Annotated in this window: 6 protein-coding genes; all 6 read right to left on the reverse strand. The window is 43.9% G+C overall.

The annotated features are described in order from the left end of the window. Positions 1-13: 13 nt before the first annotated feature. On the reverse strand, positions 14-3,010 hold the full coding sequence (locus J7I80_RS00415) for an AAA family ATPase (protein ID WP_214735469.1): 2,997 nt from the start codon (positions 3,008-3,010) through the stop codon (positions 14-16). A gap of 17 nt (positions 3,011-3,027) precedes the next feature. After that, positions 3,028-4,251, reverse strand: coding sequence for a metallophosphoesterase family protein (locus J7I80_RS00420; protein ID WP_214735470.1), 1,224 nt, complete (start codon positions 4,249-4,251; stop codon positions 3,028-3,030). Between the two features lie 120 nt (positions 4,252-4,371). Next, entirely contained in the window at positions 4,372-5,067 is a 696-nt protein-coding gene (locus J7I80_RS00425) for a Type 1 glutamine amidotransferase-like domain-containing protein (protein ID WP_214735484.1), read from the reverse strand. 207 nt (positions 5,068-5,274) lie between these two features. Next, positions 5,275-6,528, reverse strand: coding sequence for an ABC transporter permease (locus J7I80_RS00430; protein WP_214735471.1), 1,254 nt, complete (start codon positions 6,526-6,528; stop codon positions 5,275-5,277). Then, the gene (locus J7I80_RS00435; RefSeq protein ID WP_214735472.1) at positions 6,521-7,420 is read right to left on the reverse strand and encodes an ABC transporter ATP-binding protein; all 900 of its coding nucleotides are present in this window, start codon (positions 7,418-7,420) and stop codon (positions 6,521-6,523) included. Before J7I80_RS00435 ends, J7I80_RS00430 begins: the two co-directional genes overlap by 8 nt. Positions 7,421-7,480: 60 nt before the next feature. Further along, positions 7,481-7,691: hypothetical protein (locus J7I80_RS00440; protein ID WP_214735473.1), on the reverse strand; the 211-nt coding region annotated here is incomplete at its 5' end.

A 7,691-nucleotide genomic window follows, 5' to 3' on the forward strand; every position in this document is an offset into this window, starting at 1 on the left:
AACCATGGCACTTTTAAACTATATTTGTACTTTTTTCTTGCAGATTGACGATTTCCTTTTCCGAAAAATAGTCCAGCAAATGGCGATGACATGTAAAGATGAGAATCTGGTTGTTATTGCTCATTTCCCTGAGCAGCTTAATCGTCCGGGCAGTCCGGTTATGATCAAAATTGACAAAGCTGTCATCAATGATAATCGGAAATGGATAACGGTCATAATGATCGGCAGCAAGTGCAAGCCTGATGGATACATAGACTTGTTCTGCAGTTGCCTGGCTCAGTTCATTCGCTTCAAAAAACACATGGTCATTTCTTTCAATCATGAAGCCGCTGCCGGAAACCTGAGGAATGATCTTCACATAGCTTCCATCAGTCAATAACGACAGGAAGCTCTCCGCTCTGGCCAGCATTCTCGGCATCCGCTCATCCTTATAGCGGTCAATTGTCTTCGAAAGCAAATCCCTGGCGACCGCATACTTTGCCCATTCCTTTGCATCTTCAGTGAACTCATGCTGAAGCTGCTTATATTTATGGAGCAATTCACTGTATATGCCGCCTTCTTCAAGCACCTTCATTTTATGCTTAACATCGGCTATAAGGTCAGAGTTTGCGGATAACTCCTGCTTTCTTTCTCCCAGCTCCGAATCTTTGTCTTCGATCTGTTCCTCAAGCGGGATTCCTGTTAGAATCTTTTCACGGTCCCCATCGCTGATCCCCGATGCAAATAGCTGATGATCGATATCCTCCAGTCTTGCTTTCCAGCCTTTTACCAATGAGGCATTTTCCGCTTTCTGCCTGAATCCTTCCTCATCTTCAGTCCCGGCCTGTGCAAGCAATCCTTTCTTTTCTTGACTGAATACAAACTGTTCCTTCTGTAGTGTTGAAAGCTCTTCTTCCATTTCCTCCAGTTTCGCGTTCAGTTCCCGATACCTCGACTTTTGGTCGATTGCTTCGCGCAATGTCCGCTTCAGCAGTCCGGCCGCCTCGACCGGAGCAAGATTGCTATTTTGAAGGAATCGTTGTGCAAGCAGTTTCAGGCTGCCTTCCATTTCGGTCAAAGATTCAGCCACATTCTCTAAACTTTCTTTTATTCTCTTTCTTTCACGGAAATACTGCTTTTGTTTTTCTATTAGATGATAGGCATCCATTACTTTAATAGGTGCGGATGTATCCGTCAATCCAAATTGTTTCAGTAATTCCGCTCTTCTCTGCCTTATTTGGGCTTCATCTGCTTCCCATACTTCAAATTGCTGAACTACTTTTTCAAAACGATCATGCTGCTGTTCGATTTTGATGTGCAGCTCTCGATGGCGCTGTCTCGCCTCCTCGTCTTTGGCCAATAAGCTCTTGGTCATAGATGCATTGCCTTCTGGCTGACTGATCAGGTTTTCTTTTAGAGCTTTTTCCCGCTCCAGTAACCTGGATAGGACGTTGTCCTCCATTGGCTTTTTGTCAGCGGACTTAAATCGCGCAGCCAGCAAAAGCAACAAGCCTGCAATCCCGATTCCAGCTAAAAACCAGGCGCCATTTGTCATTCCCCAAAGAAAAACAATCAGAAGAATGCTTCCGAGAAGGAGCAATTGATTAAAGTCTTTCTTCTGCTGCTGCCTTTGTCTATCCTTTTCAGTCTCTTCCTTGATTTTGGCCGCTTCAATCTGGTCCATGACGTAGTTCAATTCAGAATGGATCCGATCCTTATTCCCTAGCAGGTCAAGGTCTTTCACCAATTTTGTTCGTTCAGCTTCACCAAGGAGTTCTTTTTTTGCGGCTTCTGCCCTTGCTTCAAGTTCTGCCAATGTCTTTTTTTCTTGTTCAAAAGCGGACTCCAGCTCAAGCTTTTTATTCCTCAACCTTTGCTCTGTCTGATCAATGTTTTCGGCCTGATCCTTTATGAAGATACTTGTATTGATTTGATGGATATTTTCCTCATTGAAATCTGTATGAAGCTTGTCATTTAGCTGATCTATTTCTTCTGTCATTTCCTCCAGTTTGGATTCAAGCAGTCTTTTTTCCTGCTTCAGTTGATCATATAAAGGCAGATTTTCGATTCTTGCTTCGATTTCTGTTTCCATACCAAGTAAATCGGAGTTTGGCCTTTGCCTTTCCAGATCTTTCAGTAATTGATCTCTCTTCTCTTTCAACCTTAACATTCTAGCCTGGTTTGATTTAAGCTGCTCGTCCAACTTCTCAAGCCGGTTGAGGCCATCTTCTGGAAAAAAAGACGGATCATGCACTTTAATTTTCCCATCCAATGCTGCAGCTTCTATGACAAGCTTTTCATTGCGCTTATATTCACGAAGCTTAATTCCCGTTTGCTCCAGCATGAAAATCTCGTTCTTAAGCTTGGCAATTTTATCCGTCAATTCATCCTTCGTGCTCACCAGCTCTGAATACTTTTCATTCTGCTGCTCAGCGTTCTTCAATGAAGTTTGGATGTCCTTCAAGTCTTTCAATTTCTCATTCAGCAATGGCTTTTTCCCGCTGGGCTTGAAACGCAGTTCCATTTCCTTTTGAAGTAAACCCTCGGTGTTGAAGAGTTTGTCTGTACCAAGTGTCCCTGCAGAAAATAAATATCTGCCAAGATCTTCGCCCTTCATTGCATGGATATTCTGTAGTCCATGGACGTTGAATGAAAAAACGGCCTGGAATATACTCTTATCCATTCGTTTCAAAAGGTCCTTGAGTAATTCTTCGCCGCCAATCGTCCCGTCTTCAAGAGACACCGTCACATCACCAGTTGCCTTGCCTTTCACTCTCTCAATGACGGCCACTCCCCGATCAGGAAAAAAGGCTTTGATCTTGCCGCCATACTTTGGGTTGTTTTTTGGCTCATAGCGGTTTTCGGCACTTTGCTTGCCCGGAAAGCCGAACAGGATGCTGTGGATGAAGGACATGATGGTTGACTTTCCAGCTTCATTCTCACCGTAGAAAATCTGCATTTGACCTAATGATTTAATCACATAATTCTCGAACTTGCCATAACCGTATATATGCATTTCAATGATCCTCATCATTCGGCCTCCTTTCTTCAATTTTTCAACAGCATTTGGAGAAGGACCCTCTCAGCATCCTCAACCAGCTCTTCTTTTTCTCGTTCCGACAGCATACCCAAATGCCTTCTTGCCTGGCTGTGCTGGAATAGTGGAGACAGTGAATTCCCCAAATCATCATATTGCTCAATCGTGCTGAATAACTCCTCGTAGAAATCACTTTGCTTAATCAAACCGGCGCGGTCGACAGCAATATCTTCGGTAAACTTTAGCCTGTGCACCCAGACAAAAGAACCCTCTTCCTTTTCAGATTCCTGCAGAAGTTCAAGAAGTTCGCCATTTTCAATTTTTCCCATCACATCTGACAGGCCGGAATTCAGGCCTTCAATCTTGATGCTCAGCAGTACCCCTTTTCCTTCTCTTCTTTTACCATCGATGGCATCCAGGCATTTTTCATACAGTGCATTGAAACTTAACAAATTTCGCCCATCAATGACGGCCTCATCCCAAATCACATCAGCAGTGTCAAAAAAGGAAACTTTTGACCCTGCTTCTGACAAACTAACGATATACGCCCCTTTTTCTCCCAGTTCCTTTCTGTTCCGTCCCTGTGGATTTCCAGGATAGACAACATAAGGCTGCTGCGATAAAAACGCTTTTTTATGAATATGGCCCAGTGCCCAATAATCATAATCTTTTTCGATAAGTTCAGATAACCTGAATGGCGCATATTTGCCATGATCACTCACACCCTCAAAATGGCCATGAAGCAAACCCACATGAAAATCCGCACCATCGACCTTCTGATATTTCTCAATCCACCGCTCCATCACATGCCGCTCCGGATAGCTAAAGCCGTAAAGATGGACAAGAGTGCCATCATCCTTTCTATAATCAACCTTTTCTACCTGTTCTGAGAAAAAGTGAACATTCTCCGGAAAATCTAAAGTCAGAGATTTTGCGCCAAGATGATCATGGTTCCCATGGATTGCATATACCATTATCCCTTTATCAGCCAGCTTCTCCATCTCATTGCGGAGAACAGCCTGGGCACGTATGCTTCGGTCCTCCCCATCGAATAGATCTCCCGCGATGATGACAAAATCCACTTCATGTTTAATCGCAGCATCTGTGATATTTTTCAAGGCCGTAAATGTGCTCTCCTGGAGCCGGTGAAAAATGGATTTTGGCAGATGCCGCAGGCCAACCATCGGACTATCAAGATGAAGGTCGGCAGTATGTAAAAACTTCACCTGTTTCATTGGATAATTCCTTTCCCGTTTCCTGTTTTCCTTTATTTTATCACTCCAAAAATACGAATGCACGTTCTACCAACTAGATTACAAAAAAACTGCAGTCCCAATTTGAACTGCAGTTGCACTTTATCCCAGGTATATGGTCTTCACTTCCTCTTCTTGCGCCTTTCCATCTGTCTCCCAAACACGATAAACCTTCGCTTCCGGTCTAGAGCTTACCGCTTTAATTAGTTCTTCATCGATAAAATGCAGAGCCGCTCCATCATCTGCCGCATATCCGCCTGTTATCCTGCCCGAACCAACAAATCTCTGATAAGCAGGCCGACGCTCTATTTCACCATCATAATGCGGGCAGTTACTCCCTTTTAAAAACCCGAGGGTCTTCAGCGGTTCAAGTCCGCTGCCAAAAGAATCTGTCACACCTTCCCCGAACCAACAGATCGATCCCGCGCTTACTCCAGCCATGATTCTGCCCTGCTTCCAGGCTTTACGCAGGATTACATCAAGTCCCCATTCCTTCCACAGAGCCAGCAGGTTCTTCGTATTGCCTCCGCCAACATAAATGATCTGCTTATCCATGACATAGTCTTCTAAGTCCCTTGTCGGAGGGCGAAACAATGAAAGATGTGATGGTATGCATTCATGGCCTTCAAAAGCTTTATAGAATCTTGATATATAATTCTCAGCATCCCCGGAGGCAGTTGGCACAAAACAAACTTTCGGAGTTTGAATTTCCGATTGCCCCAGGATGTATAAATCCAACTGCGGGTTTTCAGGCTCCATCGAAAAACCCCCGCCTCCCATTGCAATGATTTGTCGCAACATGAACACTCTCCTTCATTACATTTAGTAATCTTACGACCGAAATCTTGCTTCCCTCTCCTATTCAGGCACATGGTCACCATTTTGCGGCCGTCATCCAGATCTCCTCTCTATCCTGGGTACTGTTTCATCCTTAATAAATATTCCGCATAGCCGGTTGATTTCCCTGTAAAAAAGCCGCAATGCAATGATCGCGGCTTTGGACCTTTATTCATTTTTCGTAAGCTGCAGTGCTTTTTTGATGTCCTTGAATGAGTTTGATTTTCCATACATCAGCACTCCGCCACGGTAGACTCTGGCACCGAACACAGCCAGGAAGACGATGGTGGCAACAAGGATACCGATTGATAAGGCAATTTCCCAGAAAGGGATGTTCAGCATGCCTACACGCAGGAACATCAACATTGGCGAGAAAAACGGAATGAAGGATGTATATTTTACAAATGGCGCTTCTGGCTGACTAAGCCCGAACATCGCCATCATGAAGCCAGCGATAACAAGCATTGTCATCGGTGTAATCATTTGCTGGACATCTTCAATGCGGCTGACAAGTGAACCAAGGAATGCAGCCATCGTCGCATACAGGAAGTACCCTAGTATGAAGAAGATTACCGCGTAAACGATCGTACTGGCTGGAATATTCCCAAAACCAAAGAACTCGAAGAACCCACCTTCCATGTTTTCGAGGTTCTGTTTGATGGAGAAGTACCCAACCAGCAAAAGTACCGCGAGCTGGGTCAAGCTCAGAAGCCCAATCCCAAGAATCTTCGCAAACATTTGCTTGATAGGCGATACGCTTGATATCATGATTTCCATTACTCTCGATGATTTTTCAGTCGCGACTTCCATGGCAATCATATTGGCGTACATAAGGACCGCAAAATAAATGATGAAAAGCAGGACATAGACTAGGCCTCTAGCTTGATTCAGTTCCTCTTCCGTTTTGGCATCTTTTTCGAGAGCTGTTTTTTCAAACTCAACAGGCGCGTACAGTTTTTCCAATTGATCTGGAGCGATATTGATTTGGGTAGAAGCCATCGCGGTTTTAATCTGCTGTAATGCAGCCTGCAGGTCTCCGGGAACAGCAGAATCAGCAATGCTCATCGCCTTGTAGGAAGCTGCCGGAAGCCCTTCATTGTTCAAGCTCAATTCTAGGAGGCCTTTATATTCCCCTGCCTCGACTGCTTTCCTGGCACTTCCTTCATCTCCATCATGTTTTTCCAGGACAAGCTCCTCGTTAACCATCTTCATTTGCTCATTCAGTGGCTCAAAAAGCTGTCCGGTCTCGTCGATGACTATGATTTTATCAGCCTCTTCACCTTTATTGAAAAAATCGATAATATTTGTCATATTTGTCAGCGCGAGCATAATCCCAACTGTCAGGATGGTCGTAACTAAAAAGGATTTTGTTTTTAACTTACTCATGTATGTATGGATCAGGATAATGAAAAAGTTATTCATAAGAATTACCCACCTTTTCTATGAAAATATCATTAAGGCTTGGCTCATCAAGGACAAATTTGCGGATGAACCCTTTCCCAACGATATCTTTCAAGATGTCTTCAGCAACTTGCTCACCCGAGATTTGCAGATGGATTCCTTCTGCTGTCATTTTTGCTTTTGACACTCCTGGATACTCCTTAAGAAAAGAAGTATCGAAATCGGCATGGATAACCAGATTCTTTTTCCCAAAAGATCTTTTGATTTCCTTAAGGGAACCATGGACAACAGGGCTTCCTTTATGCATGATGCAGATATGCTCACACATTTCTTCCACATGCTCCATACGGTGGCTCGCAAAAACAATCGTCATGCCCGCATTTTTCAGTTCGACGACTGCTTCTTTTAACTGTTCCACATTCACCGGATCTAGTCCGCTAAAAGGCTCATCAAGGATTAACAGCTTTGGCTTATGGATGACAGCGGCAATGAACTGGATTTTCTGCTGGTTCCCCTTTGACAGCTCTTCCACCTTTTTATCCGCATATTCTGGTACCTTAAAGCGGTTAAGCCAGTAATCAAGCTCCTTTAGGGCAGCTTGTTTTTGCATTCCTCTTAACCTGGCAAGATAGACTATCTGGTCGCGGACCTTAAGCTTTGGATAAAGTCCCCTTTCCTCCGGCAGGTAACCGATGATACTGCTCGAATCATAATTGATCGGTTTGCCATCCCACATGACCTTTCCCTCCGAGACATCAAGGAGACCCAGGATCATCCGGAAGGTCGTTGTCTTCCCGGCGCCATTTGCACCAAGGAATCCGAACATTTCTTTTTCTGGAATATTAAGTGACAGCTGATTCACTGCTGTAAAATTGCCAAATCTCTTTGTGACCTGTTCAAGCTGTAATACCATAATCATCTTCCTCCTTTTCCAATAAATTACTACGAATTTTATAGGGAAATAGTTTCATATTTAAAAATATTTTTTGTTTTGCATATTTAAAAAAGTTATGCAAAAATAATAGTAACAATCTGAATTTTGCAAGAAAAGCGAAAGCGCCTCGATCAGCCCCGATAAGCGTTGGAGGGCCGACCGGTGAAGTCGCTCTTTGACTTCAATGGCAGGACCGAAGTCGAAAAGTATAGCCGACTGTCCAGAAACACAGAAACTGGAGACTTCGACA

The organism is Bacillus sp. ISL-41 (genome assembly GCF_018613235.1).
Lineage (GTDB): Bacteria > Bacillota > Bacilli > Bacillales > Cytobacillaceae > Mesobacillus.

What these genes read in the sequence shown, in the direction of transcription:
- J7I80_RS00415 (WP_214735469.1), bottom strand. Translation starts at nt 3,010, where the DNA reads ATGAGGATCATTGAAATGCATATATACGGTTATGGCAAGTTCGAGAAT.
- J7I80_RS00420 (WP_214735470.1), bottom strand. Translation starts at nt 4,251, where the DNA reads ATGAAACAGGTGAAGTTTTTACATACTGCCGACCTTCATCTTGATAGT.
- J7I80_RS00430 (WP_214735471.1), bottom strand. Translation starts at nt 6,528, where the DNA reads ATGAATAACTTTTTCATTATCCTGATCCATACATACATGAGTAAGTTA.
- J7I80_RS00435 (WP_214735472.1), bottom strand. Translation starts at nt 7,420, where the DNA reads ATGGTATTACAGCTTGAACAGGTCACAAAGAGATTTGGCAATTTTACA.